The organism is Actinacidiphila sp. bgisy160 (assembly GCF_965342435.1).
Taxonomy (GTDB): Bacteria; Actinomycetota; Actinomycetes; order Streptomycetales; family Streptomycetaceae; genus Actinacidiphila.
The window spans coordinates 213519-240324 of sequence record NZ_CBDRCM010000001.1 but is presented as its reverse complement, the minus strand read 5'-3'; the positions used below and the strand labels follow the sequence as shown (position 1 = coordinate 240324).

The following is a 26806-nucleotide window of genomic DNA, read 5'->3' as shown; positions in this document are numbered from 1 at the left end:
GTCAGTGGGCCGCGATACCGTTGCGACGCGATGCAAACCCTCCTGCCACGGAAACGCCGTGGCCGCTGAGTCCAAAGGAGGTGGGTTCCACATGCGTCACTACGAGGTGATGGTGATCCTCGACCCCGATCTCGAGGAGCGTGCTGTCTCCCCGCTGATCGAGAACTTCCTCGGCGTCGTCCGCAACGCGGGCGGCAAGGTCGAGAAGGTCGACACCTGGGGCCGTCGTCGTCTTTCGTACGAGATCAAGAAGAAGCCCGAGGGCATCTACTCGGTCATCGACCTCAACGCCACTCCTGAGGTCGTCAAGGAGCTCGACCGTCAGATGAACCTGAACGAGTCGGTCCTCCGGACCAAGGTCCTCCGTCCCGAGACCCACTGAGCCTGCGGGCTCAGGCAGTCGGGAAACCGAGAAGCCAAGCAACGCCGAGAGGTCACTCACCATGGCAGGCGAGACCGTCATCACGGTCGTCGGCAATCTCGTCGACGACCCCGAGCTGCGCTTCACCCCCTCGGGTGCGGCGGTCGCGAAGTTCCGTGTCGCGTCCACTCCCCGCACCTTCGACCGGCAGACCAACGAGTGGAAGGACGGCGAAAGCCTCTTCCTCACGTGCTCGGTCTGGCGGCAGGCGGCGGAGAACGTGGCCGAGTCGCTCCAGAAGGGCATGCGCGTCATCGTGCAGGGCCGTCTGAAGCAGCGCTCGTACGACGACCGCGAGGGCGTCAAGCGGACGGTCTACGAGCTGGACGTCGACGAGGTCGGCGCCAGCCTGCGCAGCGCGACCGCCAAGATCACCCGGGCCAGCGGTGGCGGCGGCGCCTCGCGCGGCGGCCAGGGCGGTTACGGCGGCGGTGGCGGCCAGGGCGGCGGCTGGGGCGGTGGCCCCGGTGGCGGCCAGGGCGGCGCGCCCGACGCCGACCCGTGGGCGACCGGCGCTCCGGCCGGTGGCGGCCAGGGCGGCGGCGGCTGGGGCGGTGGCTCCGGCGGCGGCGGCGGTTTCTCGGACGAGCCGCCCTTCTAAGGGCGGCAGCGCACCAAACTTCTTGATCACACTGGAGAGAGACAATGGCGAAGCCGCCTGCTCGCAAGCCTAAGAAGAAGGTTTGCGTGTTCTGCAAGGACAAGATCACGTACGTCGACTACAAGGACACGAACCTGCTGCGGAAGTTCATTTCCGACCGCGGCAAGATCCGTGCCCGTCGGGTCACCGGCAACTGCACCCAGCACCAGCGCGACGTCGCCACGGCCGTGAAGAACAGCCGTGAGATGGCGCTGCTGCCCTACACCTCGACCGCTCGCTAAGGAAGGGTGACTGAGCAATGGCGAAGATCATCCTCACCAACGAGGTCAGCGGCCTCGGCGCCGCCGGCGACGTCGTCGAGGTCAAGAGCGGCTACGCCCGCAACTACCTGATCCCGCGCGGTTTCGCGATCGCGTGGACCAAGGGTGGCGAGAAGGACGTCGAGCAGATCCGCCGCGCGCGCCGGATCCGTGAGATCGCGACCGTCGAGCAGGCCAACTCCTTCAAGGCCCAGCTCGAGGGCGTCAAGGTCAAGCTGTCGACCCGCGCGGGCGACGCCGGCCGGCTGTTCGGCTCGGTGACCCCGGCCGACATCGCCGCCGCCGTCAAGGCCGCGGGTGGTCCGGACGTGGACAAGCGCCGGATCGAGATCGGTTCCCCGATCAAGACGCTGGGCTCCCACAAGGTGTCGGTGCGCCTGCACCCCGAGGTCGAGGCCGCTCTCGACGTCGAGGTCGTCGCCGCCTGACCCGCACGCACCGCGTGAACGCCGGGCCCGGAACCGCGAGGTTCCGGGCCCGGCGTCTTGCCGCTCACGGGAGGGGCCGCGGTGTCAGGCGCGCACGGCGCCGGTGACGGCCCACTTCCCCGAGCGGGCGCGCCAGTGGAGGCCGGCCAGCCGGGTGAGCATCATCAGCCCCATCGCCCACCACAGGGCGGTGAGGCCCCAGCCCAGGGCGGGTACGGCAAGCGCGGCCGGGGCGAAGACGGCGAGGGTGACGATCATCGACCAGGCCAGGTAGGCGCCGTCGCCGGCGCCGATCAGGATCCCGTCCAGCACGAAGACCACGCCGCAGACCGGCTGGGAGAGCGCCGCCACCAGCAGGACGGTCATCAGCTCGGAGCGCACGGCCGGGTCCGAGGTGAACAGCGGGGTGATCAGCGGCCGGGAGACGGCCAGGACCAGACCGATCAGCACGCCCGAGGCGATACCCCACTGCACCATGCGGCGGCTCGCGGCCCGGGCCCCGGCCACGTCGTCAGCGCCGAGGTAGCGGCCGATGATGGCCTGGCCCGCGATGGCGATGGCGTCCAGGGCGAAGGCGGCCAGCGACCAGAGGGTGGTGGTGATCTGGTGGGCGGCGATCGAGGCGTCCCCGAGCCGGGCCGCCACCGCGGTGGCGAGCAGCAGGACGGCGCGCAGGCTCAGCGTGCGGATCAGCAGGGGCGTCCCGGCCTGGGCGCAGGCGCGGATCCCGGCGAGGTCGGGCCGGAGCGAGGCACCGTACCGGCGGGCACCGCGGACCACGACGCCGAGGTAGACGGCCGCCATCGCGTTCTGGGAGATGACCGTGCCCCAGGCGGATCCGGCGATGCCGAGCCCGGCGCCGTACACCAGCACCACGTTGAGCACGGCGTTCAGGGCGAAGCCGCCGACGGCGACGTAGAGCGGGGTGCGGGTGTCCTGCAGCCCGCGCAACACACCGGTGGCCGCCAGGACGACGAGCATCGCGGGGATGCCGAGGGCGCTGATCCGCAGATAGGTGACGGCGTACGGCGCCGCGGTGCCGGAGGCCCCGAAGACGTCGGCGAGGGCGGGTGCCGCGGGGACGGCGACGGCGACCGCGGCGGCGCTGATGAGGAGGGCGAGCCAGATGCCGTCCATGCCCTGGCGGATGGCCGCGGGCAGGTCGCCCGCGCCGACCCGGCGGGCGACGGCGGCGGTGGTGGCGTACGCGAGGAAGACGAAGACGCCGACGAGGGTGGTGAGCAGGGCGCCCGCGACGCCGAGGCCGGCGAGCTGCGACGTGCCGAGGTGGCCCACGATCGCGCTGTCGGCCATGAGGAAGAGCGGTTCGGCGACGAGGGCGCCGAAGGCGGGCAGCGCGAGGGCGATGATCTCGCGGTCGTGGCGGCGTACGGCCTGCTGGGGGGAGACTTCGGCGACCTGGGGCACCCGGCCAGGGTAATCATCCACATGTAAGGGACGCAAGGAGATGCTGCCTCTTACCTCTTGCTGTGTGGGGTGATCACCTCCGTGCCGTTTGTCGTGATCTTGGGCCGAGCGGGCAAGTTTTTCTTTTCCACAGTGGGTGGACGAAGAAAGTGCAGGTCAGCGACGTGATCATTGGGTGATTGTGTGCTTGTCCACCGCGCTGTCCCCCGCCCTGTACACAGCTGGAGCGGGCTTCTCCACAGGTAGGGGCGGTTCTTCAACAGGTCGTCCCCAGCCCCTGTGGATAACCGTCTTGGCTGTGAGCCCCGTGGACCCCTACCGTGGGGCGTCGCCCGACGTGCCACAGGTGTGTCCGGGCGTCTCGATTGTCAGAGCCGTGGCGTAGGAAAAGGGACACGACGCGGCGGTCCGCGCCGGACGGGAAGGAGGTGGCAGGGGGGTGAGCCAGCCCGAACCCGCGGACGACCACTGGGGGAGCGAGCCGCCGTTCCCGCCGGACGGTCCCGGCGACCGCCTGCCCGTCTCCCGCTTCCGCCGCAGGGACGAGCGGGACCGCGACCGGGACCGCGGCGACGACCGCGGAGCGGCCGGCTTCGAGCGCGTACCGCCGCAGGACCTGGACGCCGAGATGTCGGTGCTCGGCGGCATGCTGCTGTCCAAGGACGCCATCGCCGACGTCGTCGAGGTGCTGAAGGGTGCCGACTTCTACCGGCCCGCCCACGAGACCGTCTACGCCGCGATCCTCGACCTCTACGCCCGCGGCGAACCCGCCGACCCCATCACCGTAGCCGCCGAGCTCACCAAGCGCGGCGAGCTCGTGCGCGTCGGCGGCGCCCCTTACCTGCACAGCCTCGTCAACGCGGTGCCCACCGCGGCCAACGCCGAGTACTACGCGGAGATCGTGCACGAGCGCGCGGTCCTGCGCCGGCTCGTCGAGGCGGGCACACGCATCACACAGATGGGGTACGCCGCCGACGGCGACGTCGACGAGATCGTCAACTCCGCGCAGGCCGAGATCTACGCCGTCACGGAGCAGCGCACCAGCGAGGACTACCTCCCGCTCTCCGAGATCATGGAGGGGGCCCTCGACGAGATCGAGGCCATCGGTTCGCGCAGCGGCCAGATGTCCGGGGTGCCCACCGGCTTCGCCGACCTGGACTCCCTCACCAACGGACTGCACCCCGGTCAGATGATCGTCATCGCCGCCCGTCCCGCGATGGGCAAGTCCACGCTCGCGCTGGACTTCGCCCGTGCCTGCTCGGTCACCAACGGCATGCCCAGCGTCTTCTTCTCCCTCGAAATGGGGCGCAACGAGATCGCGATGCGCCTGCTGTCCGCCGAGGCGCGGGTCGCCCTGCACCACATGCGCTCCGGCAACATGACCGACGACGACTGGACGCGGCTGGCCCGCCGGATGCCCGACGTCTCGGCCGCCCCGCTCTACATCGACGACTCGCCGAACCTGTCGATGATGGAGATCCGCGCCAAGTGCCGCCGGCTCAAACAGCGCAACGACCTCCGCCTGGTGGTCATCGACTACCTCCAGCTGATGCAGGCCGGCGGCTCGCGCCGCCCCGAGAGCCGCCAGCAGGAGGTCTCCGACATGTCCCGCAACCTCAAGCTCCTGGCGAAGGAGCTCGAGGTGCCGGTCATCGCGCTCTCCCAGCTGAACCGTGGTCCCGAGCAGCGCACCGACAAGAAGCCGATGGTCAGCGACCTGCGTGAGTCGGGCTCCATCGAGCAGGACGCGGACATGGTGATCCTGCTGCACCGCGAGGACGCCTACGAGAAGGAGTCCCCGCGCGCGGGCGAGGCCGACCTGATCGTCGCCAAGCACCGAAACGGCCCGACGGCCACCATCACCGTGGCCTTCCAGGGCCACTACTCGCGATTCGTGGACATGGCCCAGACCTGAGCCGGGGACGCCGCGATCCGCCGTGCGCCGTTCGTCCGTGCTGCGCGGCACCAACGGCGGTCCCCCGGTCACGAACGCCAGAGTGACACCGCTCGCGACGTCTGCCTCGAGGGCGACTCCGCCTACGGCCGGGTGTTCTCGCGGTAGCGCCCGCCAGGGCTCAGCCCAGGGCCACCATCAGCGGTGCGTGGCGGCGGTGTTCGTCGCCGGGCAGGTCGCGATGGCCCAGCACCATCAGGGTGTTGGGGAAGACGGGGGTCACGCCGTGTGCCGCGGCCCAGCCGTCGAGGGCACCGGGGGCGCCGGTGCGCAGGTCGAGGCGGACGGGGGTGCCCGCGTCCCGGGCGACAGCGGTGATCAGCCGCCGGGCCCCGGCCGCGTTCGCCGCGACGACGGGGCCCACGACCAGGGTGTCCGCGTTGCGCCAGGCCGAGGCGTAACCGGTCAGGACACCGTCCTCCTCGGCGACCAGGACCCGCTCGGCGAACCGGGGCAGGTCGCGCAGGAGGGGGGAGCGGTCCGCGCCGAACACCTCGGCGTCGAGGGCGAGCAGGGCCGGCAGGTCGGCCTCGGTGAAGGGACGCGGCTCCGCGGCGCCGGGCCCGCCCGGCCCGTCCGCCCCGGCGGGCTCGGCCGGGGCGAAGCGGCCGCGGTGCGTGACGACGGTGCCGACCGCCCGGAAGCCGAGCTTCTCGTACAGGGGCCGACCGCGGTCGGTGGCGTGCAGCGTGACGGTGTCGTCACCCGCCTCGGCCAGGACGTGGGTCATGATGCGCCGTCCGAGTCCCCGCCCCTCGTAGCGGGCGGCGACCAGGACCATGCTGACCGCCGCCAGGCCGCCCGCGTAGCGCGTGAGGACGGTGGTGGCGGCCAGGCCGTCGCCGTCGGGGGCGTCGATGCCGTAACCGGTGCCGTGAGTGAGCAGGAAGCGCCACTTGTGCTCCTCGGCGCCCCAGTCGCGGCTGATGGCCAGCGCGCTGCAGGCGGGGAGGTCGGCAGAGGTGAGACGGCGTACGGGGGCCGTGGCGGCCGTGGGGGATGTCATGCGGGCAGCGTGCCGTGGCGGCGGCGGGCGGTGCCCATAGTTTTTCCCTATGACCATCGGTCGGTGCCGGGCTATCCTCCGGGGGTGACGCTGACCTTGCCCGGCCTGCGGGCGTTCGTGGCGGTGGCGCGCACGGGCTCGTTCTCGGCGGCCGCGCGGCAGCTGGACGTACGGCAGCCGACGGTGAGCGAGTCGGTGCGCCGGCTGGAGGCCGCCGCGGGGCGGCCGTTGCTGGTCCGCAACCGCGAACGGGCCGAACTGACCGACCTGGGAAGGCGGATCCTGGCCCACGCGGTGGCGGCGGTGGACGCCGCTGACGAGCTCGAGGGGCTGCTGGACGGGGCGTCCCGGTCGTTGACCGTGGGCTTCCTGGGCGAGGCGGCGGCCGGCCGCACCCGGGAGCTGCTGGACCTGGTCCAGGCCCGCGCCCCCGGCGACGTCCGGCTGCGCCGCTACGACTTCGACGACCCCTCCTGCGGGCTGCTGGACGGACACTCCGATCTGGCCATCGTGTGGCCCCCGTTGGACGCCCCGGGACTGGGGATGGTGACGGTCTCCAGCGACCGGCGCTGTGTCGCGCTGCCCGCGACGGACCCGCTGGCCCGCCGGACCGAGGTCGCGCCCGGTGAACTGGGCGGCAGGACCTGGGTGGTGCCGCGAACCGGGGACGCGGCCTACGCCGGGTTCCGCCACCCGTCGGCCGTGGGCGTCGTCCACGTGGCCGGGACGGTGGCGTCGGGGTCGTTGGAGGAGACGCTCGAACTCGTGGCGGCGGGCCGGGGATGCGCGCTGGCGAGCACGTCGACCGACGAGCACTACGCGCGGTCGAACGTGGTGATCGTGCCGCTGGCCGGGGACGTGCGCTGCACGGTCGCCCTGGCCTGGCGGGCGGCGGACCGCCGGCCCGCGGTCCGCGGGGCGGCGGAGGACGCCGCCCGGCTGTTCGGAGGGACGCCGCCGGGGATTGGCCGGGCGGTGGGGAACGAGGGAGGGACCGCGTGGGACGGCTGCACATCTTCGACATGGACGGGACGCTGATGCACGGCTCCTCGGCGAGCATGGAACTCGCCCGGGAACTGGGGCTGGTGGCGGAGTTCCGCGAGCTGGAACACGCGCTCGGGCGGGGCGTGCTCGATCCTCCGGGTTACGCGGAGCGGGCGTACGAGCTGTGGCGGGCGCTCACCCCGGCGCAGGTGGCGGCGGCGTTCGAGGGCGCCCCGTGGCTGACCGGGATACGGGAGGTGTGGGCGGACATCGCGGCCCGCGGGGAGCACTGCGCCGTGGTGTCGCTCTCCCCGGACTTCTTCGTGCGCAGGCTGCTGGAGTGGGGGGCGCACGCGGTCCGGGCGTCGGTCTTCCCGGAGCTCCCGTTCGGGCCGGCGGCCGGGCTGGACCTGGCGGGGATCCTGCTGCCGGAGACGAAGGTGGCGGCCGCGGACGAGCTGTGCGCCCGCTACGGGGTCAGCCGCGCGGAGTGCGTGGCGTACGGCGACTCGCTGTCGGACACGGCGCTGTTCGCGGCGGTGCCGGTGTCGGTCGCGGTCAACGGGGACCACCACGTGAGCGGGCTGGCGAGCCATGCGTACACGGGGCGTGATCTGCGCGAAGCGTACGCACTGGTCGCGGAGTGAACAAGTGACGATTCAACGGTGGTGATCGTCACGGGAATTGAGTGGCGAATGTGAAAGCGGTGACTCGGGGCGCGGTCGGCGGGCTTCCGCGACAGCGGGGTCTCACATTCGGCTGAGCTTAACGGGATCGGTATCGCGTTTCCCGTACTTCCGGCTATTCGGCCGCGCGGCGTGAAGCCCTGGCAGGCTTTCCGCGCAGGACATGTGGCCGACGTACGGACACCGACCGGGAGAAGCTCGAGGCGAAGCTGACCATGGACGCTCTGACCACGAACGCGGCCGAACCGGGAAAGGGTGCCGGGGCTGACTCCTCCGGATGGTTCACGCCGCACACACCACCTGACGGGCCGAGGCCCCATCACGAGGGCGAGGACGGCGCCGCGCCGAGCCGCCCGGTACGGCCGATAAGGCCGGTGGGCACGGGAGCCGGGCGAAACGCCGACCCCGGTCCGGTGCCGCCGCGGCCCGGCCCCCCGCGGGACGCGCCGGGACCGCGGCACCAATCGGAGCCGCCGGCCCCGCAGCCCCCGCCCCGCGCGCAGGCCCGGCCGCGGTCGTGGCAGCCGAGCGCGGATGCCCTGCTGATCCGGCGCACGATGGAGGAGGTCGCGCCGGTCGCTGACAAGACGACGTCGTATTTCTATGCACTTTTGTTCACACGGCATCCGGAGTTGCGCGAACTCTTTCCAGCCGCGATGGACGCGCAGCGCGACCGATTGTTGAAAGCACTCCTCATCGCGGCGGAACACATGGACGACGCCGAGATACTCACCGAATACCTCTCCCAGCTGGGTCGCGGCCACCGCAAATACGGCACGCGTCCCGAGCACTATCCGGCCGTGGGTGAATGCCTGATCGGGGCGCTGACCCGGTACGCTTCGGCCGTCTGGAACGACGAGGTCGAGGGCGCCTGGGTGCGCGCCTACACGCTGATCTCGCAGATCATGATCGACGCGGCGGCGGCCGACGAGAAGCACGCGCCGCCCTGGTGGCACGGGGAGATCGTCAGCCACGAACCGCGCACCTCCGACATAGCGGTGGTCAGCGTCCGCCCCGACCAGCCCTACCCCTTCCTCGCGGGTCAGTACACGACGCTGGAGACGCCCTGGTGGCCCCGGGTCTGGCGGCACTACTCCTTCGCCAGTGCCCCCCGCTCCGACGGCCTGCTGGTCTTCCACGTGAAGGCCGTACCGGCCGGCTGGGTCAGCGGGGCGCTGGTCCACCGCGCCCGGCCCGGCGACGTCCTGCGGCTCGGCCCGCCGGGCGGCTCCATGGTCGTGGACCACAGCACCGACAACGGGCTGCTCTGTCTGGGCGGCGGCACGGGCATCGCCCCCATCAAGGCCCTGGTCGAGGACGTCGCCGAGCACGGTCGCCGCCGGGCCATGGACGTCTTCTACGGCGCCCGCAGCGACCACGACCTGTACGACCTGGACACTCTGCTGGGGTTCGCGCGGCGCCACCCCTGGCTCTCGGTGCGCCCCGTGGTCTCCCACGGCCGCGGCGACGGCGGCCTGCACGGCCCGCTCCCCGAGATCGTGCAGCAGTACGGCCCCTGGCCCGAGTACGACGCGTACCTCAGCGGGCCGCCCGGGATGATCCGCAGCGGCGTCGACACCCTCGTGCGCGGCGGCATGCCCTCCCAGCGCATCCGGCACGACCTGATCGAGGGCCTGGTCGCGGCCGTCGACTGATTCCGCTTTCCGTCCCTCCCACGCCCCCACGAGGAGAAACGTTGCCGCAGGAACGTCCCGGCAGTGCGGGAGAGCACCGCCTCCAGGAGGAGATGGGCACGGCCGACCGCGCGGACCGCTTCTACGCCCAGCAGGTGCTGGACCACCTCAACCCGTCGATGCGGGAGTTCACCGAGCGGCAGGAGATGTTCTTCCTGTCCACGGCGGACGCCCGGGGTGAGTGCGACAGCACCTTCAGGGCGGGGCCGCCCGGCTTCCTGACCGTCCTGGACGAGCGGACCCTGGTCTACCCCGAGTACCGGGGGAACGGCGTGATGGCCTCGCTCGGCAACATGCGCGAGAACCCGCACGTCGGCATCCTGATGCTCGACTTCACCAGGGACCGGATCGGACTGCACGTCAACGGTCGCGCGTGGATGATCCCCGACGGCACGATGCGCGCCCTGCACCCCGCGCTTCCGTTGGACGCGGTGCCCGGACGCAGGCCGCAGTTGTGGGTCCGGGTGAGCGTCGAGGAGGCGTACGTCCACTGCTCGAAGCACATCCCGCGGATGGCGAAGGCGCCCTCGCGGGACGGCCGGGCCTGGGGCACCGACGACGTGCGGCGCAAGGGCGGGGACTACTTCGGGGCGGCCGCCGGCGCCGCGCACGCCCGCACGGGGCGGCCCCGCGGCGCGCCCCCGGACTGCTTCGGCGCCTGAGGCCGCCCGGGGTCAGCCGAGGTCGTCGGAGAGCAGGCCGAGCACCCCTTCGATGTTGCCGTCCAGGTAGTGCCGCAGGGTCAGCGGAACGATCTCCACCGAGGCGAGCCCGACCCGGCTGAAGGGCACACGGACCACGTCGTAGGTGCCCGAGGGCTCGTCCACTTCCGGGCCGTGCCGCCGGGAGGGGTCCATGGAGGCCAGCCGGCACACGAAGAAGTGCTGCACCTTCACACCGTGCGAGCCGTCCTCGCCGATGTGCTCGACGGTGTCGACGAAGGCCGGGACGACATCGGTGACCTTGGCGCCGAGTTCCTCGTCCAGCTCTCTGTGGAGCGCCTCGACGATGGTGGCGTCCTCGGCCTCGACCCCACCGCCGGGCGTGACCCAGTACGGGTTGAGCCCGGGCTTGGTGCGCTTGATGAGCACGAGGGAGTCGCCGTCGAGCAGGATGGCACGGGCGGTGCGCTTGACCACCGGCCGGGTGGCCGGGGCGGTCGGTGCACCGGGTGTGGCAGGTGCTTCGATGTCCGGGGGCATGCCTGAGATCTGCCGCGGCGCGGGAGGCGGCAAACGCCCCCGGGACGGCGAATCGGAACGTCCCGTTCTGGCGGAGGTCACCCGCCGTACGCCGGGCGCGCGGTCACCAGGTCGCGGAGGAGCGCATCAGCGCCTCGTGCACCCGGGCGATGTGCGGCAGGGCGAGCGTCCCGGCGCGCACCGAGACGAAGTACGTGCGCAGGGGCGGCACCGGCGGCTCCAGCAGCGCCCGGGCGGTGCCCGCGCTGATCGCCTCGCAGCACAGGTAGCGCGGCAGGACGGCCATGCCGACCCCGGCGACCACGCACTCCAGGACGGCCCTCAGGTCGGGCACGACCACGGCGGGGACGACGGCGGGGGTGGCGTCGAAGACCGCCGACCAGTAGTGGTCGATCAGCGGCATGCCCTCGTCGTAGGAGATCACGGGGATGTCGTCGAGGACCCGTGCCCCGTGGGTGCGCACCGCCAGCGGGCCGCCGATCCGCTCCTGCCAGGCGGGGGCGGCCACGAGTATCTGCTCCTCGTCCCACAGGGCGGTGGCGGTCAGCAGCCGGTCGCGTGGCCGGACGGTGCCGATGGACAGATCGTGGTGGCCCGCGGCGAGGCCGGCGAGCGCCTCGTCCTCGCCGGCCAGCGCGATCCGCAGCTTCAGGCCCTCGGCGACCAGCGGGGCGAGGGCGGGCAGGGCACGCAGGGAGGTGAAGGTGGGCGGCCCGGCGAGGTGCAGGGTTCGGTGGCCGGACTCCTCGTCGAGGTCCGCCTCGGTTATCTCCAGGAGGGCGTCGAGGTGCGGGGCCACCCGGTGGGCCAGGTGGTCGCCGACGGGGGTCGGGGCGACGCCGCGCGGCAGGCGCAGGAACAGCGGGCGGCCGACCTGGCGTTCCAGGCTGCGGATCTGGCTGGTGACGGCGGGCTGCGACAGTCCCAGCAGTTGAGCGGCCCTGGTGAAGGAACCGGCCCGGTGCACGGTGACGAACGTTCGCAGCAGCGCCAGATCCATGGAACCGCTCCCTTCTGGCCACCGGTACGACCGCAACATATAAATATATCGATAGGTCTGTATCGCAACTGTGATTGGACACTGACGCAGAGTCAACTAGCCTTGTTCGGACGGGTCTCCGCGCGTAAAGCCAGGGTGGTCCGAGCCACGAGGGGGGAGGCTCGGACCACCCATTCTGCGTAGAGCCCTCTACGTAGATATATCTGTTCGAGGTGAACGTACGGGGTCAGCGCGCCGCGGCGTCCAGGGCCTGCGTCACGTCCCGCACGATGTCGGCCGCGTCCTCCACCCCGACCGAGAAGCGGATGAAGCCCTCGGGGACCGCGTCCCCGCCCCAGCGCGCCCGGCGCTCCGCGGTGCTGGTCACACTCCCGAAACTGGTGGCCTCCGTCGTCAGCAGCAGCGCGGACAGGAAGCGCTCGGCATGCTCCTTGTCGGGCAGCGTGAAGGACACGACACTGCCGAACCGGGTCATCTGCGCGGTGGCGACCAAGTGCGCCGGATCGCCGGCCAGGCCCGGGTGACGCACGTCGGTCACCTCGGGCCGCCGGCGCAGCTCGGCGGCCAGCTCCAGGGCGTTGGCGGCCTGCCTGTCCACCCGCAGCGCGAGCGTGGACAGCGAACGGTGCGCCAGCCAGGCCTCCATGGGGCCGGGGATCGCGCCGACGGTCTTGCGCCACAGCCGCACCCCGGCCGCGAGTTCGGGCCGACGGGTGGTCACATAGCCCAGCAGCAGGTCGCCGTGGCCGGACAGCGCCTTGGTGCCGCTCGCCACCGAGAAGTCCGCGCCCAGGTCCAGCGGGCGCTGGCCGAGCGGGGTGGCGAGGGTGTTGTCGACCGCCACGAGCGCGCCCGCGGCGTGCGCGGCGTCGGCGAGCCGGCGGATGTCGCACACGTCCAGGCCGGGGTTGGACGGCGTCTCGATCCACAGCATCCGGGCGCCCTCCAGCGCCTCCAGCTGGGCGTCGCCCGCGGTGGGCGCCAGGCGCACCGAGACCCCGTAGTCCTCCAGACGGCTCTGGAGGGTGCGGGTGGCCTGGTAGCAGTCGGAGGGCAGCACCACGGTGTCGCCGGAACGCACCTGCGAGAACAGCACGGAGGAGATGGCGCCCATGCCGGAGGAGAAGGCCAGCGTCTGCGCGGGGACGTCCGGGGACTCCAGGGCGGAGATCGCCTCCTCCAGCCGGGTCCAGGTGGGGTTCTCGTCACGGCCGTAGGTGTACGGGCCGGTGACGTCGCCCGGCAGGTGGAAGTGCGCGGCGAACACCGGGCCGGGCAACGCCGGCTCGTGGGGCCGGGCCGGCGGGCGGCCCGCGTGCACGCTGCGGGTGCTGTCCCCGGGCCTGCTCTCGTACTCCGTCATCGCCCTCTCCTCGCTCTCCCCGTCTTCGCGAACGTACAGGCGGAAGATACCGGTGTACGTTCCAACGAACACGGCCGTCCGCTAGGCGGACGCGAGGGCCGCGCGGGCGGCGCGACCTGCGGCGGCCCCATAACCCGCGCCGAACAGGACGGCGTGTACCAGCAGGGGGTGCAACTGGTGCAGAGGCACCCGTTCCGCTCGGCCGGGCAGCGGCCGGACCTCCTCGTACGCGGCGAGCACCCGCTCCAGGTGCGGGCAGCCGAACAGCTCCAGCATCGCCAGGTCGGCCTCGGGATGCCCGCCCTGCGCCGCCGGGTCGACGACGCGGGCCCGGCCGTCGGCGGTGAACAGGACGTTGCCGGACCACAGGTCGCCGTGGATCACCGCGGGCGGCTGCCCGGGGCCGCCGATCCGCGGCAGCAGCTCGCAGACCCGCTCGACCGCGCGGACGTCGGCCGGTGCCATGGCCCCGCTGTCGGCGGCCTGCCGCAGGAAGGGCAACAGCCGGTGGGCGGCGTGGAAGGCGGGCCAGTCCCCCAGGGAGCCGGACGTCTGCCCGGGGCTGGACGAGGGCAGGGGGAGCGAACCGATGAACGCGGGGTGCGCCGTCCCGTACGCCGGGGCGGGGACCCGGTGGAGCGCGGCGAGTTCACGGCCGAGGCGCTCGGCGGCGGCCGGGGTGGCCGGGCCGGGCTCTACCCACTCCAGCACGAGGGTGCGGTCGTCGGCGGCGAGCACCTCCGGTACGGCCACCGTGCCGGTGCCGCCCAGCAGCCGCAGGCCGGCGGCCTCGGCGGCGAAGAAGCCCGGCGGCGCGTCCGCGAGGGTCTTGGCGAAGACCGCGCCGCCCGAGCGGCGCCGCAGCCGCACGGCCCGGCAGATCGAGCCCCCGCCCACCGGGCCCAGCTGGGTCACCGGCTCGCCCAGCAGGGCGGCGACCCGGTCCGCGAGCCCGGCCGGAGGGGTCACGGCGCCGGCGCGGGCTCGCCGAGGGCGTCGCGTACGGCGTCCAGCAGGCCCTCGGCGGCGGCCTCGCACATCTCCAGGCATTCCTCGAAGCCGCTGATGTCCCCGTAGTAGGGGTCGGGCACGTCCAGGCCGCGGCCGTCCGCCCCGGCCTCCGCGGCGGGGTCGTAGGAGCGCAGCAGCCGCACCTTGGCGGCGTCCTCGGGGGTGGGCGCCAGCCGGCGCAGGTCCCGCAGATGGCCGGAGTCGAGGGCGATCACCAAGTCGAGCCCGGCGAACCACTCGGGCTGGAACTGGCGCGCGATGTGCTCGTGCTCGTACCCGGCCGCGCGGAGCACGGCCACGGTGCGGTGGTCGGCGCCGTCGCCTTCGTGCCAGGAGCCGGTCCCCGAGCTGTCGACGGCGACCAGGCCGCCGAGCCCGGCCTCCTCCACACGGGTGCGGAAGACGGACTCGGCCATCGGCGAACGGCAGATGTTGCCGGTGCAGACGAAGCACACCCGCAGCGGGGTGCGGGAGGACGGAGCGCTCATGGGCTCCATGATGCAGTGCCGGGCTCAGTCGTTGTCCGGGAGGACCATGTTCAGCGCCCAGGAGACGATGCTGATGATCAGGCCGCCGAGGAACGCCGCCCAGAAGCCCTCGACGTGGAAGTCCAGGTCCAGCCTGCCGGAGATCCAGGACGTGAGCAGCAGCATCAGGGCGTTCACGACCAGCGTGAACAAGCCGAGGGTCAGCACGAGCAGGGGCAGCGACAGCAGCTTCACCAGCGGCTTCACCAGCCAGTTCACCACGCCGAAGACCAGGGCGACGAGGATGAGGGTGAGGGCCTTGTGCCCGGTGTCGTCACCGGTGAGCGTGATGTTGCCCACGAGCCAGATGGCCACCAGCAGGGCTCCGGCATTCGCGAGCGTCTTGACGACGAAGTTCATCATGGCTGAGATCGTCGCAGAAGTGATCGCACAGGCACAGAGGTGAGAGGGAGCGGCCACGTGAAGGTGTTCCGGCTGGACGACCTGGAGGCCGAGCGGGCCGCCAACGAGGGCGCGTACCTCAGCTTCCTGCGCGAGCGGAACATGTCCGCCGGGCTCTACGCCCTGCGGGCCGGGGAGCTCGACCCGCAGAAACCGCACGCGCAGGACGAGATCTACCTGGTCGTGAGCGGCCGGGCACTGGTCACCGTGGGGGAGGAGACGACGCACGTCGCGCGCGGCAGCGTGGTCTACGTCCCGGCCGGGGCGCCGCACCGCTTCCACCACGTCACCGAGGACCTGAAGGTCCTGGTGGTCTTCTCGCCCCCCGAGGCGTGAGGGCCTCCGCCCCAGGGTTCCCGTAGGGGGAGGGTCAGGGACGGATGGGGACCGCGAGGCCTCCGCAGGGGGCCGTCGCGGCCCTAGCCTGGGAGCGGAAGGACGACAAGGAGGAGGAAACGGTGAAGCTCTTCGAGGGCCTGCCCTGGTGGGTCAAGTGGGTCGCGGTGCCCGTGATCGCGATCGTGGTCTTCGGCGGCATGATCGCCAGCGCGATCGGGTTCCTGTTCTGGCTGCTGTTCAAGGTGCTGGTCTTCGTGGCGCTGGTCGGCGGCCTGGTGTACGTGGTCAAGAAGTTCACCTCGTCCTCGTCCGACTCCCGCGACAAGTGGTGACCCCGTGGGGCAGGTCCGGGCCCCACGGGAGGTGCGCCGCTCAGTCCCGCAGCCGGACGCGCCCGGGGCTGCGCGGCGCCGCACCGCCCGCCGGGGCGTCGCCGTCGGCGCCGGTCGCGCCGTTCATCCGGGCGACCAGCTGACGGGCCAGGCCCAGGACAGTGGCGCCCACGGTGAGCGCCTCGGCGAGCATCTCCGACAGCCCGTCGGCGCCGTTCAGCAGCATCATGTGACCGACGTCGCCGAAGGCCTCGGCGCCCGTCCGGACGATCTCCGGCCCGACCTCGGCCATCTGCCGGGCGGCGAGCGCCTCCTGGTTCTCCGTCAGGGCCGCGCCACGCGCCTTGATCGTCTCTGCCCGTCCGGGTCACTTGGCGCGACGCCGGTGCCCTCGACCGGTGCCCGCGGGAACCGTGTCGCCGTTGCCGCGGTCCGCCGACACCACGAGTGCGGCCAGCGCCGTCGTCAACGGCACCGCCACCACCAGGCCGATGCTGCCCACCAGGGTCCGCACGATCTCCTCGGCGACCAGCTCGCTGCCCGCCACGGCCAGCACTCCGCGCTCCGCGACGGAGAAGAGCAGCAGCAACGGCAGCGCCGCGCCCGCGTAGGCCAGCACCAGGGTGTTGACGACCGAGGCGATGTGGTCGCGACCGATCCGCATCGCCGCCGAGTACAGCCGGCGCCAGCTCGCCCCCGGGTCCGCCTCCCGCAGCTCCCACACCGCCGAGGTCTGGGTGACCGTCACGTCGTCCAGGACGCCCAGCGAACCGATGATGATGCCGGCCAGCAGCAGACCGCGGATCTCGATGCCCGGGTACAGGGAGTGGATCAGCCCGGTCTCGTCGGAGGTGTTGCCGCTGAGCAGCGCCCAGTCGGTGAAGACCGAGCCCAGGAAGCCGATCAGCAGCAGCGAGCACAGGGTGCCCAGGACCGCCACCGAGGTACGGGCGCTCAGGCCGTGGCACATGTAGAGCGCGATCAGCATGATGGCGCTGCCGCCGATCACCGCGACCAGCAGCGGATTGCCGCCGTGCAGAATCGCCGGGAGGATGAACAGCGTCAGCACCGCGAAGCTGATGATCAGCGCGACCAGCGCCAGGATTCCGCGCAGCCGCCCGACCACGACGACCACCGCGGCGAAGATCCCGGCCAGCAGCCACAGCGGGAAGGCCCGGTCGACGTCGGTCACCGAGTACTGCAGTTCGCGCGGCGCCTGGGGCGCGTACGCCAGCAGCACCTTCTGGCCCTTGGTGTAGTGCCGGGTCTGGGTGGGCTGCACGATCTCGGTGAAGGTGCGGCCCGCGTCCTTGCCCGAGGTGACCTCGATCGTCGCGCGCTCGCAGATGGCCGGACCCGACGGCACCGACGTCGGGCCGGGGGAGGGCGCGGCTCCGGTGCCCGGTTCGGCGTTGACGTCCGAGCACTTGACCTCCTCGACCCTCACCACCCGCCCGGACTGCGTCTGCTGGTCGAAGCCGACGCCGCTGCGCTCGTGCTTCGGCACGCCGCCCGGCCAGAGCACCACCAGGCCGGCCACCACGGCCGCGACGAAGGGGATCAGGACGGCGGCGATGACCTTGCGCAGGTGCCGGGAGGCCGGTGGCACCGGGCCGTGACCGTGGCTGTGACCGGGGGCGTGTGCGTGAGGTTGAGTGGAGTCCACGGCCCGATCATCGCAACACCCTCTGGTGTGCGCCGGCGAGGACCCGCTAGCGTTGAGGCACCTTTGCAAACGCGGGAGCTCGGAGCACCGGGCTGAGAGGGCGCTGACCGGCCGAGGGCCACCAGCTGCGCCGACCGCTGAACCTGTTACCGGGTAATGCCGGCGTAGGGAGTGGGTCTCATGACCATGCAGGATGCACGCGCGCGCGAAATCGGCTGGCACAAGGGCTACGTGACCGGGTCCCGCCCGGACATCCGGGTCCCTGTCCGCCGAGTGCACCTGACCGACGGCCGGGACGTGACGCTGTACGACACGTCCGGCCCGTACACCGACCCCAACATCACCACCGACGTCCGCCGCGGCCTCGCGCCGCTGCGGGAGAACTGGATCGTCGCCCGCGGCGACACCGAGGAGTACCCCGGCCGCCCCGTCCGCCCGGAGGACGACGGCGTCAGACACACCTCACCGCGCGGCGGCCTGCGCAACCTGGACGCCGTCATCCCCGGCCGTCCCCGCCTTCCCCGGCGCGGCGCTCCCGGGCAGCCGGTGACCCAACTGGCGTACGCGCGGCGGGGCGAGATCACCCCGGAGATGGAGTACGTCGCCATCCGCGAGAACGTCTCCCCCGAGGTCGTCCGCGAGGAGATCGCGGCGGGACGCGCCGTCCTGCCGGCGAACGTCAACCACCCGGAGAGCGAGCCGATGATCATCGGCAAGCGGTTCCTGGTGAAGGTCAACGCCAACATCGGCAACTCGGCCGTCACCTCCTCCATCGAGGAGGAGGTCGACAAGATGACCTGGGCCACCCGCTGGGGCGCCGACACGGTCATGGACCTCTCCACCGGCCGCAACATCCACACCACGCGCGAGTGGGTGCTGCGCAACTCCCCCGTCCCCATCGGCACCGTCCCCCTCTACCAGGCCCTGGAGAAGGTCGACGGCAAGGCCGAGGAACTGACCTGGGAGATCTACAAGGACACCGTCATCGAACAGGCCGAGCAGGGCGTCGACTACATGACGGTCCACGCCGGCGTGCTGCTGCGCTACGTCCCGCTGACCGCCCGCCGCAAGACGGGCATCGTCTCCCGCGGCGGGTCGATCATGGCGGCCTGGTGCCTCGCGCACCACAAGGAGAGCTTCCTCTACGAGAACTTCGAGGAGCTCTGCGAGATCCTCTCCGCCTACGACGTCACCTACTCCCTCGGTGACGGCCTGCGTCCCGGCTCCATCGCGGACGCCAACGACGAGGCCCAGTTCGCGGAGCTGCGCACGCTCGGCGAACTCAACACCGTCGCGAAGCGGCACGGCGTACAGACCATGATCGAGGGACCCGGGCACGTCCCCATGCACAAGATCAAGGAGAACATCGACCTCCAGCAGGAGATCTGCGAGGAGGCGCCGTTCTACACCCTCGGCCCGCTCACCACCGACATCGCGCCCGCCTACGACCACATCACCTCCGGCATCGGCGCGGCGATGATCGCCTGGTGGGGCACGGCCATGCTCTGCTACGTCACCCCCAAGGAGCACCTGGGGCTGCCCGACCGCGACGACGTCAAGACCGGCGTCATCACCTACAAGATCGCCGCCCACGCCGCCGACCTCGCCAAGGGCCACCCCGGCGCCCAGGAGTGGGACGACGCCCTGTCCGACGCCCGCTTCGAGTTCCGCTGGGAGGACCAGTTCAACCTGGCCCTCGACCCGGACACGGCAAGGGCGTTCCACGACGAGACGCTCCCGGCGGAGCCGGCCAAGACCGCGCACTTCTGCTCCATGTGCGGGCCGAAGTTCTGCTCGATGAAGATCAGTAGAAGCATCACGGAGCGGTTCGGCGGCGACGCGGAAGCCACCGCGGAGGAGATCGAGGCCGGGATGCTGGCGAAGTCCAAGGAGTTCGCGGCCTCGGGCAACCGGGTCTACCTCCCGCTGGCCGACTGACCCTTTCCCGCCCCGGCGGGCCCGCGACCCCCGAGGGCACCGCGGGCCCGCCAGGACCTCGTGGAACCGCCCCGGGCGCGGGGCGTCAGTCCGGGGTGTGGTCAGGGCCGCCGAAGTCGGGGCTGGAGAAGTCGGGGCTGGAGAAGTCCGGGCTGGTGAAGCGGTCCCCGGGTTCGGGGGAGGACTCGGGGCCGGGGCTGGAGAAGTCGGGACGGGAGTACCCGAGGCGCGGCATCCGGGAGTTGCCGCCCGTGGTCGCGGTGGGGGCGGTGGGCGCGGCGCCGGCGGCCTTGGCGAGGGCCTCGTCGAGGAAGGGCTGCAGCCCCCGTTCCACCAGGGCCCGGCGCCACAGCTCGCGGGCGAGCGCGACGTCCCGGGGCTCGTTGTCGGGAGGGTCGTGGAGGGCGGTCGAGCCGTTGCGCAGCGCGGTGAGCAGCAGCCCGGCCATGCCGATGACGACGCCGCAGGCGGCGACGGCCGCGAAGAGCCAGCCGGCCTGCCGCAATGGCGGGGCGATCGCCGGTTCGGGGTGCCCGAAGCGCAGGGCGTACCCGAGCACGAGGAAGATGAAGGCGGCCGTACCCGCCAGGATCGGGGTGAGCACGGCGACGACGGCGAACAGCCCGGCCCCCGAGCCGTCCGCGGTGACCGGGGCCGCCGCGGCCGCGTAGCCCAGGCCGGGCACGGTGGCGGTGCGTGCCTCTCTGCGCCGCTCCGCGAAGGTCTCGCGGACCTTGACGAACTGCTCGTACTCGGGCGCGGCGCAGGCGGAGATGGACTCGGCCGCGCCCAGCGCCATGGTGCGCAACTGCTCGGCGTTGAGACGGTTCCGCGCGTCGGCGAGGGCGGCCCGCGTGCCCTCCGAGCGCAAAGCCGTGTCGAGGGCACGCTCGAACTCCGGGCGGTCCTCGGTCAGCAGGTGTGGAGCGCTGTTCATGTGCATCCCCCGATGCTCCGTCTCCGGTGCCGCCCGGAGTTCACGAAGGACGAAGGTCCGGACCGGCTGGGCGGAAGCGGAGGAGAAGCTGCCTACGGATATCCCGATGGTAGAGCGCGGAGGTGACGCGGTGACAGAGTGTTTCCGGAAAATGGAGTTTTCCGGGGACTACAACGGCAGCTGCGCGACCAGGAGTTTGCCGTCCATGGTCACGCCGCCGTCCATGGCCACCGCCAGGTCCTCCGCGTACACGTGCGGTCCCTCGACGACAGCGGACCGGTCCGGCTGCTCGGCACCGAGTTCCCCGCCGGGCTCGCCGAGCAGGTACGGGATGGGGCTGTGGCCGTGCACGACGCGGTGGCCGCCGTAGGTGTCCAGCAGTTCCCGGGCGGCCTGTGGCCCCGACTCGCCGCGGAAGGCGAAGCGCCGGGTGAACTTGCGGAACAGCTCCCAGCACTCGTCGGCGTCGCCGCGCTGCAGGATGCCGGTGACGGCGTCGTTCATCGCGTCGATGGTGGTGCCGTACTCCAGGTACGCGGTGGTGTCGGAGTGCAGCAGCAGGTGGCCGTCGGTGAGGGCTGCCGCGTCCAGCCGGGACATCCAGGCGACGTGGTGGTCCTGCAGCCGCTCCATGTCGCTGGTCTGGCCGCCGTTGAGGCGCCAGGCGGCGAGGAAGGAGGCGGTGCCGGCGGCGGAGTTCACCGGGGTGTCGCCGAAGCGGTGGGCGCCGAGCAGCAGCAGCTCGTGGTTGCCCATGAGGGCGCGGGCGTAGCCGCCGGCCGCGGCGGCCTCCGCGGACAGCTGCATGACGAGCTCGATCACGCCGATGCCGTCGGGGCCGCGGTCGGTGAAGTCGCCGAGGAACCACAAGCGGGCGTTGCCGGCCGCCCAGTGGCCCTCGGAGTCGATCAGCCCGGTCGCGTACAGGGCCTCGCACAGCCGGTCCAGGTAGCCGTGGACGTCGCCGACGACGTAGAGCGGGCCCAGTGCCTGGGCGTCGGTCGCGGTGACCACCGGGAGGTCGCGCTGGGTGGGCGTGTACTCCGGGGGCATCATCTGTTCGTCGATCATGGTCGGTTCGTGTCCGGCCGGGTATCCGGGCGGGGCCCCGACGGCATCGGCGGGGTGCGCCGACGGCGTCATGGGCGCAGCGTGCGCCACCGCCTCCGCGGGGTCCTGAGACCAGCCGTACGAGGTACCGGGCATGGGTCCCTGACCTGCCCCCTGAGTCATCGACCCCTCCACCGTCGCGCCACCATCCGCCCATCATAGGAATGACGATGTCGTGGCGTGACACACCTGCTGATAGCGATTTCATCCCGTGCGGACAAATCCGCCCGGGGCGGGCTGTTCTCAACCGGAGGCGACCGTTCCCATTACCCCGCGGGCCCGCGGGGCGGGCTGATGGTGGTGCGTGGCGAGCGCCGCTGGGAGGACGTGCGGACGATCAGGTCGGTCGGCATGACCTGCTGTACCGGGCGGCCCGCGTCCACCCCCTCGATGGCGTCGATGAGCAGCTGGACGACCGCGGTGCCGATCCGCCCCGGTTTGAGGGAGAGCGTGGTGATCGGGGGTTCGGTCGTCGCGTAGACCACGCTCTCGCTGCAGCAGACCAGCAGGAGGTCGTCGGGCACGCGCAGCCCGTAGCGGCGGGCGGCGGCGAGCAGGTCGGTGCCGTTGGGGTCGAAGAGGCCGTAGACCGCGTCGGGGCGGTCGGGCCGGGCGAGCAGGCGGTCGGCGGCGACGGCGCCGGCGCACGGGTCGTGGGCCGGGTAGGCCTCGACGACGGGTTCCTGGCCGATCCGCTCGCACCAGCCGAGGTAGGCGGTGGTGGACAGCCGGGTGTACGTGTCGGTGCTGGTGCCGGTGAGCAGTCCGATCCGGCGGGCCCCCGCCTCGGCGAGGTGCTCCAGGATGCCGAGCACGGCGGCCTCGTGGTCGTTGTCCACCCACGCCCGGACGGGCAGGCTGCCGGCCGGGCGGCCGTCGCTGACCACGGGGATGCCTTGGCGCACCAGCTCCGTGACCATCGGGTCGTGGTCCGAGGGGTCGATCACGACCGTGCCGTCCAGCGCCACGTTGCTCCACACGTCGTGCCGGGAGGAGGCGGGCAGGATGACCAGGGCGTAGCCGCGGGCCAGGGCGGCGGAGGTGGCGGCCCTGGCCATCTCGGCGAAGTACGCGAACTCGGTGAAGGTGAAAGGTTCTTCCCCGTACGTCGTCACCGTCAGCCCGATCAGCCCCGACCTGCCGGTGCGCAGCGTGCGGGCGGCGGCGGAGGGGCGGTAGCCCAGCCGGTCGGCGACCTCACGGACGTGGCGGCGGGTGGCGTCGGGCAGTCTGCCCTTGCCGTTGAGCGCGTCGGAGACAGTGGTGATCGAGACACCGGCCGCGGCGGCGACGTCCCTGATGCCGGCCCGCTCCAGCCGGCGTCCGACGGGCCGGCTCGCCTGGTGGTTCCCTGCTGCTGTCATGGCGTGGTGATAGTAGGGGCCGGGTGGTCCGTTCGCGGGGTGCCGGAGAAGGCGTTGACAGATACGTTTCCCCGCCCGCGGTGCCGGGCGTGGCGGGAAAATCGCAGGTGACGGCGGGTGTCTACCGAGGATCACGGGTCCGTCACGGGGCGCCGCCCGCCCGGCGTCCCGCGGTGTGCGTGACCGTCAACTCACCCCTACGAGGGATGCGCGCCACCGCGCGCGCCACGGGCGCTCAGTGCGTCGCACCGCCTGCCCCGTCCGCCGCGAGCCCCCGTCGCGCGCCCGTGGGCCGCAAGGCCTCCCCCGGCCGGGCGGGCGCTCGTATGGTGTGGGGCATGAGCCCCAAACTGCGCCGCGAACTGGACGGCATCCCCACGTACAAGCCGGGAAGACCCCCGGCCGTGGAAGAGGGAGTGACCGCTTACAAGCTGTCCTCCAACGAGAATCCCTACGCGCCGCTGCCGGGTGTCCTGGAGGCGGCCACCGCCGCCGCGGAGAACTTCAACCGCTACCCGGACATGGCGTGCACGGCCCTCCACGCCGAGCTGGCACACCGCTTCGGCGTGCCGGTGGAGCACATCGCGACGGGCACCGGCTCGGTCGGTGTCGCGCAGCAACTGCTGCAGTCGACCGCGGGACCGGGTGACGAGGTCGTCTACGCCTGGCGGTCCTTCGAGGCCTATCCGATCATCACGCAGATCAGCGGAGCGGCCTCGGTGCCGGTGCCGCTGGACGCGGACGAGACCCACGACCTCGACGCGATGGCCGCGGCGATCACCGACCGGACGCGGCTGGTCTTCGTCTGCAACCCCAACAACCCCACCGGCACGGTGGTCCGCCGGGCCGCGCTGGAGCGCTTCCTGGACCGCGTCCCCTCGGACGTGCTGGTCGTGCTGGACGAGGCGTACAAGGAGTTCATCCGCGACCCCGAGGTCCCGGACGGCGTCGAGGTCTACCGCGACCGCCCCAACGTCGCGGTGCTGCGCACCTTCTCCAAGGCGTACGGGCTCGCCGGGCTGCGCGTGGGGTTCGCGATCGCGCACGAGCCGGTCGCCGCGGCGCTGCGCAAGACGGCCGTCCCTTTCGGCGTGAGCCAGCTCGCCCAGGATGCGGCGGTGGCCTCGCTGCGCGCGGAGGCGGCGCTGCTGGAGCGGGTCGACGCGCTGGTCACCGAGCGGACCCGGGTGTTCGACGGGCTGACCGCGCAGGGCTGGACGGTGCCGGAGACACAGGCCAACTTCGTGTGGCTGCGCCTGGGGGAGCGCACGACCGACTTCGCCGCGGCCTGCGAGCGGGCCGGCGTCACCGTCCGTCCGTTCGCGGGGGAGGGTGTGCGGATCACGGTCGGCGAGGTGGCCGCCAACGACGTCCTGCTCCGTACGGCAGAGGCTTTCCGGAAGGAGTTGTAGCCGTTCCCACGCGGCGTCCCGGGTGCCACGGGGCGTCATAGCATGCCCCCTTTCGCCCCTTCCCACCCCCCGGTGTGAGGGGGCGAAAGCGTGTGCGGCATACTGAGTTTGTGAATGCGTTCACTTTCACAAACGCGGCAAGTTAGGAGGCGTGACGTGGACCTGGCACTGGACTCCGTCGTCGTCGCGCGATGGCAATTCGGCATCACGACCGTCTACCACTACCTCTTCGTCCCCCTCACGATCTCCCTCGCCGCCCTGACCGCCGGCCTGCAAACGGCCTGGGTGCGCACGGGCAAGGAGAAGTACCTCCGGGCGACCAAGTTCTGGGGCAAGCTCTTCCTGATCAACATCGCCATGGGCGTGGCCACCGGCCTGGTCCAGGAGTTCCAGTTCGGCATGAACTGGTCGGACTACTCGCGCTTCGTCGGCGACGTGTTCGGCGCCCCGCTCGCCTTCGAGTCGCTCATCGCCTTCTTCTTCGAGTCCACCTTCATCGGCCTGTGGATCTTCGGCTGGGACAAGCTCCCGCAGAAGCTCCACCTGGCCTGCATCTGGCTGGTCTCGCTGGGCACGATCCTGTCCGCGTACTTCATCCTCGCGGCCAACTCCTGGATGCAGCACCCGGTCGGCTACCGCTACAACAAGGTCACCGGCCGCGCCGAGCTCACCGACTTCTGGGCCGTGATCACCCAGAACACCACCCTCGTCGTGGTCTTCCACACACTGACCGCGGCCTTCCTGACCGGCGCCGCCTTCATGATCGGCATCTCGGCCTACCACCTGGCCCGGCGCAAGCACGTCGCCGTCATGAGGACCTCGCTGCGCCTCGCCCTGGTCACCGCCGTCGTCGCCGGCCTGCTCACCGCGATCAGCGGCGACCGGCTGGGCAAGGTCATGTACGAGCAGCAGCCGATGAAGATGGCCGCCGCCGAGGCCCTGTGGGACGGCGAGTCCCCGGCCCCGTTCTCGATCTTCGCCTACGGCGACGTCGAGAAGGGCCACAACACCGTGGCCGTCGAGGTCCCCGGCCTGCTGTCCTTCCTCGCCCACGACGACTTCAGCTCGTACGTCCCCGGCATCAACGACGTCAACAAGGCCGAGCAGGAGAAGTACGGCCCCGGCGACTACCGGCCCAACATCCCGGTCGCCTACTGGGGCTTCCGCTGGATGATCGGGTTCGGCATGACCTCCTTCGCGGTCGGCCTGGCGGGACTCTGGCTCACCCGCCGCAGGTTCTGGCTCGCCGAGGACCGGCGCACCGCCGACGACGAGCCCCCGCATCTGATGCTCACCAGGAACACCGCCCTCTCCCCGGCCCTGTCCCGCTGGTACTGGCGGATCGGGCTGCTCACCATGGGCTTCCCGCTGATCGCCAACTCCTGGGGCTGGATCTTCACCGAGAACGGCCGCCAGCCGTGGGTGGTGTACGGGCTGCTGCGCACCGAGGACGCGGTCTCCCCCGGCGTCTCCACCGCCGAGATGCTGACCTCGCTGATCGTCCTCACCACGCTCTACGCCGTCCTCGCCGTCGTCGAGGTCAAGCTCCTGGTCAAGTACGCCAAGGCCGGGCCGCCCGAGCTCACCGAGGCCGACCTCGATCCCCCCACGAAGATCGGCGGCGACGCCGACCGCCCGATGGCCTTCTCGTACTAGGGAGAGACGGCATGCAACTCCACGACGTCTGGTTCGTCCTCATCGCGGTCCTGTGGACCGGCTACTTCTTCCTCGAGGGCTTCGACTTCGGTATCGGCGTCCTCACCCGGCTGCTCGCCCGCGACCGCCCCGAGCGGCGGGTGTTGATCAACACCATCGGCCCGGTCTGGGACGGCAACGAGGTCTGGCTGATCACCGCCGGCGGCGCCACCTTCGCCGCCTTCCCCGAGTGGTACGCGACCCTCTTCTCCGGCTTCTACCTGCCGCTCCTGGTGATCCTGCTCTGCCTGATCGTCCGGGTCGTCGCCTTCGAGTACCGGGCCAAGCGCGCCAGTGAACGCTGGCAGACCGCCTGGGAGCAGGCGATCTTCTGGACCTCCCTGGTCCCCGCGTTCCTGTGGGGCGTGGCGTTCGCCAACATCGTGCACGGGGTGGAGATCGACGCCTCCGGTGAGTACACCGGCGGGATTCGCGATCTGCTCGGCCCCTACGCCCTGCTCGGCGGACTCGTCACGCTCAGCCTCTTCACCTTCCACGGCGCGGTCTTCGCGGCGCTGAAGACCCTCGGCGACATCCGCGCCCGCGCCCGCCGGTTCGCCACCCGGGCCGGAGCGGTCACCGCCGTGCTGGCTCTGGCCTTCCTGGCCTGGACGCAGGGCCACGGCGGCGACGCCTGGAGCCTGGCGGCCGCGGTCGTCGCCGTGCTCGCGCTGCTCGCCGCGCTCGGCGCCAACCTGAAGGGCCGCGAGGGCTGGGCGTTCGCCTACTCCGGGGTCACCGTCGTCGCCGCGGTGGCGATGCTCTTCCTGGTGCTCTTCCCGGACGTCATGCCCTCCACGCTGGACCCCGCGTGGAGCCTGACGGTGAAGAACGCCTCCTCGACCCCCTACACGCTGAAGATCATGACCTGGTGCGCCGGGATCGCGGCCCCGCTGGTCGTGCTCTACCAGGCCTGGACGTACTGGGTGTTCCGCAAGCGGATCGGCACTCAGCACATCGCCGAAGCGCACTGAGGAGCTGTTTCA

At 71.7% G+C, this 26806-nt stretch carries 28 protein-coding genes; 15 read left to right on the top strand and 13 right to left on the bottom strand.

Annotation, left to right across the window (positions count from 1 at the left end; translation table 11 throughout):
• The first annotated feature begins 91 nt into the window (after positions 1-91).
• From rpsF to rplI, 4 genes are all read left to right on the top strand, one after another.
• A complete protein-coding gene (gene rpsF / locus ACRWNP_RS01160; RefSeq protein ID WP_018558167.1) occupies positions 92-382 on the top strand; it encodes a 30S ribosomal protein S6 in 291 nt (96 codons plus the stop codon).
• A 61-nt stretch (positions 383-443) separates the two neighbouring features.
• Positions 444-1022, top strand: a complete 579-nt coding sequence (locus tag ACRWNP_RS01155; protein WP_431958945.1) for a single-stranded DNA-binding protein — start codon at positions 444-446, stop codon at positions 1020-1022.
• A gap of 44 nt (positions 1023-1066) precedes the next feature.
• On the top strand, positions 1067-1303 hold the full coding sequence (gene rpsR / locus ACRWNP_RS01150) for a 30S ribosomal protein S18 (RefSeq protein ID WP_026250812.1): 237 nt from the start codon (positions 1067-1069) through the stop codon (positions 1301-1303).
• 17 nt (positions 1304-1320) lie between these two features.
• Entirely contained in the window at positions 1321-1770 is a 450-nt protein-coding gene (rplI, locus tag ACRWNP_RS01145; RefSeq protein WP_319161432.1) for a 50S ribosomal protein L9, read from the top strand.
• Between the two features lie 84 nt (positions 1771-1854).
• Here rplI and ACRWNP_RS01140 read toward each other — a convergent pair whose 3' ends face one another.
• Entirely contained in the window at positions 1855-3198 is a 1344-nt protein-coding gene (locus ACRWNP_RS01140; protein WP_431958944.1) for an MATE family efflux transporter, read from the bottom strand.
• A 439-nt stretch (positions 3199-3637) separates the two neighbouring features.
• Between ACRWNP_RS01140 and dnaB the strand changes: the two genes are divergently transcribed.
• Positions 3638-5113, top strand: coding sequence for a replicative DNA helicase (gene dnaB / locus ACRWNP_RS01135; RefSeq protein ID WP_431958943.1), 1476 nt, complete (start codon positions 3638-3640; stop codon positions 5111-5113).
• Positions 5114-5273: 160 nt separating this feature from the next.
• Here dnaB and ACRWNP_RS01130 read toward each other — a convergent pair whose 3' ends face one another.
• Complete coding sequence (locus ACRWNP_RS01130) at positions 5274-6158, bottom strand: GNAT family N-acetyltransferase (RefSeq protein WP_431958942.1); 885 nt, start codon at positions 6156-6158, stop codon at positions 5274-5276.
• An 84-nt stretch (positions 6159-6242) separates the two neighbouring features.
• Here ACRWNP_RS01130 and ACRWNP_RS01125 point away from each other — a divergent pair, with 84 nt between their 5' ends.
• The 4 genes from ACRWNP_RS01125 to ACRWNP_RS01110 all read left to right on the top strand — a co-directional run bounded on the left by ACRWNP_RS01125 (position 6243) and on the right by ACRWNP_RS01110 (position 10184).
• Positions 6243-7196 (top strand): LysR family transcriptional regulator, encoded by a 954-nt coding sequence (locus ACRWNP_RS01125; RefSeq protein WP_431958941.1) that lies wholly within the window; start codon positions 6243-6245, stop codon positions 7194-7196.
• Positions 7157-7789, top strand: a complete 633-nt coding sequence (locus ACRWNP_RS01120) for an HAD family hydrolase (RefSeq protein ID WP_431958940.1) — start codon at positions 7157-7159, stop codon at positions 7787-7789. Before ACRWNP_RS01125 ends, ACRWNP_RS01120 begins: the two co-directional genes overlap by 40 nt.
• Positions 7790-8043: 254 nt before the next feature.
• Positions 8044-9483, top strand: coding sequence for a globin domain-containing protein (locus ACRWNP_RS01115; RefSeq protein ID WP_431958939.1), 1440 nt, complete (start codon positions 8044-8046; stop codon positions 9481-9483).
• Positions 9484-9524: 41 nt separating this feature from the next.
• On the top strand, positions 9525-10184 hold the full coding sequence (locus ACRWNP_RS01110; protein ID WP_431958938.1) for a pyridoxamine 5'-phosphate oxidase family protein: 660 nt from the start codon (positions 9525-9527) through the stop codon (positions 10182-10184).
• 12 nt (positions 10185-10196) lie between these two features.
• Here ACRWNP_RS01110 and ACRWNP_RS01105 read toward each other — a convergent pair whose 3' ends face one another.
• The 6 genes from ACRWNP_RS01105 to ACRWNP_RS01080 all read right to left on the bottom strand — a co-directional run bounded on the left by ACRWNP_RS01105 (position 10197) and on the right by ACRWNP_RS01080 (position 14988).
• The gene (locus ACRWNP_RS01105; RefSeq protein ID WP_431958937.1) at positions 10197-10724 is read right to left on the bottom strand and encodes an NUDIX domain-containing protein; all 528 of its coding nucleotides are present in this window, start codon (positions 10722-10724) and stop codon (positions 10197-10199) included.
• 103 nt (positions 10725-10827) lie between these two features.
• Positions 10828-11724 (bottom strand): LysR family transcriptional regulator, encoded by an 897-nt coding sequence (locus tag ACRWNP_RS01100; RefSeq protein WP_431958936.1) that lies wholly within the window; start codon positions 11722-11724, stop codon positions 10828-10830.
• Between the two features lie 226 nt (positions 11725-11950).
• The gene (locus tag ACRWNP_RS01095; protein WP_431958935.1) at positions 11951-13087 is read right to left on the bottom strand and encodes a cystathionine gamma-lyase; all 1137 of its coding nucleotides are present in this window, start codon (positions 13085-13087) and stop codon (positions 11951-11953) included.
• Between the two features lie 81 nt (positions 13088-13168).
• On the bottom strand, positions 13169-14056 hold the full coding sequence (locus tag ACRWNP_RS01090; RefSeq protein ID WP_431958934.1) for a fructosamine kinase family protein: 888 nt from the start codon (positions 14054-14056) through the stop codon (positions 13169-13171).
• Positions 14053-14586, bottom strand: coding sequence for a low molecular weight protein-tyrosine-phosphatase (locus ACRWNP_RS01085; protein ID WP_431958933.1), 534 nt, complete (start codon positions 14584-14586; stop codon positions 14053-14055). The genes ACRWNP_RS01090 and ACRWNP_RS01085 overlap by 4 nt, the downstream gene beginning before the upstream one ends.
• A gap of 24 nt (positions 14587-14610) precedes the next feature.
• Positions 14611-14988, bottom strand: a complete 378-nt coding sequence (locus ACRWNP_RS01080; protein ID WP_431958932.1) for a phage holin family protein — start codon at positions 14986-14988, stop codon at positions 14611-14613.
• 57 nt (positions 14989-15045) lie between these two features.
• On the opposite strand from ACRWNP_RS01080, the gene ACRWNP_RS01075 reads away from it, so the two are divergent.
• Together ACRWNP_RS01075 and ACRWNP_RS01070 are read left to right on the top strand one after the other, a co-directional pair.
• Positions 15046-15363 (top strand): cupin domain-containing protein, encoded by a 318-nt coding sequence (locus ACRWNP_RS01075; RefSeq protein WP_431958931.1) that lies wholly within the window; start codon positions 15046-15048, stop codon positions 15361-15363.
• A 122-nt stretch (positions 15364-15485) separates the two neighbouring features.
• A complete protein-coding gene (locus ACRWNP_RS01070) occupies positions 15486-15698 on the top strand; it encodes a DUF5326 family protein (RefSeq protein WP_018558186.1) in 213 nt (70 codons plus the stop codon).
• Positions 15699-15738: 40 nt separating this feature from the next.
• On the opposite strand, the gene ACRWNP_RS01065 is transcribed toward ACRWNP_RS01070, so the two are convergent.
• Both ACRWNP_RS01065 and ACRWNP_RS01060 read right to left on the bottom strand, forming a co-directional pair.
• Positions 15739-15990, bottom strand: coding sequence for a hypothetical protein (locus tag ACRWNP_RS01065; protein WP_431958930.1), 252 nt, complete (start codon positions 15988-15990; stop codon positions 15739-15741).
• Between the two features lie 75 nt (positions 15991-16065).
• Positions 16066-17364, bottom strand: coding sequence for a YibE/F family protein (locus ACRWNP_RS01060; RefSeq protein ID WP_431958929.1), 1299 nt, complete (start codon positions 17362-17364; stop codon positions 16066-16068).
• 180 nt (positions 17365-17544) lie between these two features.
• Here ACRWNP_RS01060 and thiC point away from each other — a divergent pair, with 180 nt between their 5' ends.
• On the top strand, positions 17545-19302 hold the full coding sequence (gene thiC, locus ACRWNP_RS01055; protein WP_431958928.1) for a phosphomethylpyrimidine synthase ThiC: 1758 nt from the start codon (positions 17545-17547) through the stop codon (positions 19300-19302).
• A gap of 85 nt (positions 19303-19387) precedes the next feature.
• On the opposite strand, the gene ACRWNP_RS01050 is transcribed toward thiC, so the two are convergent.
• The 3 genes from ACRWNP_RS01050 to ACRWNP_RS01040 all read right to left on the bottom strand — a co-directional run bounded on the left by ACRWNP_RS01050 (position 19388) and on the right by ACRWNP_RS01040 (position 22713).
• Positions 19388-20245, bottom strand: coding sequence for a hypothetical protein (locus ACRWNP_RS01050; protein WP_431958927.1), 858 nt, complete (start codon positions 20243-20245; stop codon positions 19388-19390).
• A 162-nt stretch (positions 20246-20407) separates the two neighbouring features.
• The gene (locus ACRWNP_RS01045; protein WP_431958926.1) at positions 20408-21445 is read right to left on the bottom strand and encodes a metallophosphoesterase; all 1038 of its coding nucleotides are present in this window, start codon (positions 21443-21445) and stop codon (positions 20408-20410) included.
• A 170-nt stretch (positions 21446-21615) separates the two neighbouring features.
• Positions 21616-22713: a LacI family DNA-binding transcriptional regulator gene (locus ACRWNP_RS01040; protein WP_431958925.1), complete on the bottom strand. Its 1098-nt coding sequence runs from the start codon at positions 22711-22713 to the stop codon at positions 21616-21618.
• A 338-nt stretch (positions 22714-23051) separates the two neighbouring features.
• On the opposite strand from ACRWNP_RS01040, the gene hisC reads away from it, so the two are divergent.
• The 3 genes from hisC to cydB all read left to right on the top strand — a co-directional run bounded on the left by hisC (position 23052) and on the right by cydB (position 26794).
• Positions 23052-24125 carry a histidinol-phosphate transaminase gene (gene hisC / locus ACRWNP_RS01035; protein WP_431958924.1) on the top strand — a complete coding sequence of 358 codons (1074 nt, stop codon included), beginning with the start codon at positions 23052-23054 and terminating at the stop codon, positions 24123-24125.
• Positions 24126-24281: 156 nt separating this feature from the next.
• Positions 24282-25781 (top strand): cytochrome ubiquinol oxidase subunit I, encoded by a 1500-nt coding sequence (locus ACRWNP_RS01030; RefSeq protein WP_431958923.1) that lies wholly within the window; start codon positions 24282-24284, stop codon positions 25779-25781.
• Between the two features lie 11 nt (positions 25782-25792).
• Positions 25793-26794, top strand: a complete 1002-nt coding sequence (gene cydB / locus ACRWNP_RS01025) for a cytochrome d ubiquinol oxidase subunit II (protein WP_431958922.1) — start codon at positions 25793-25795, stop codon at positions 26792-26794.
• Positions 26795-26806 lie beyond the last annotated feature (12 nt).